1 protein-coding gene is annotated in these 593 nt (G+C 56.5%); it reads right to left on the reverse strand.

The annotated features are described in order from the left end of the window. The coding region (locus AC061S_RS44555; protein WP_478691594.1) for a transposase at window positions 1-341 on the reverse strand (341 nt) is incomplete at its 3' end. Window positions 342-593 lie beyond the last annotated feature (252 nt).

Below are 593 nucleotides of genomic sequence, written 5' to 3' on the forward strand. Positions count from 1 at the left end.
ACGTAGGCGTCTTCGAAGCTTGGGGATTTCATGGTTCGCAGCTTGCCGGCAATCTGCTCGGGAGAAAAGCGCTGTCGCAGCAGGTGGGCGACCAGCTCGAACAACTCGTTGCCGGGCACCAGCCGTTTTGCGGGTCGACAGACCACGCGGCGTGTATGCATCAAGCGCTGGGCATCGTCTGCAACGTACTCGCCTTGAGCATTCCGGTTGCGCCGGATCTCACGGCTGACCGTCGAGGGGCTGCGGTTCATCAGCCGGGCAAGCCTGCGCTGGCTGAAGCCATTGCACAGGCCGATCTGGATCGTGACGCGCTCTGTGGCGCTGAGTTCGTGATAGGACATGGGGCAACACCTTACCGAAATGGTCGGGTGTTGCACTCAGTTTTTGCGGCCGCCCCTTCTCTTCAAAATTAAGCCCAGTCCTTTCTGCAGGAATAAATCCTTTTGCAGCGTTACTGTTTTTTACCTCTTTTGTTAATCCCTCTACTAAATCAGCAGACTCTGCCACCTTCCCTTCTTGGAAGAGCTTTTTCGCCTTGCTCAATACTTTCTGTGCCGCATCTCCAGCACCAGGAACCAGTCCCACCCCTGCCA

This window comes from Streptomyces sp. CA189, from assembly GCF_056428985.1.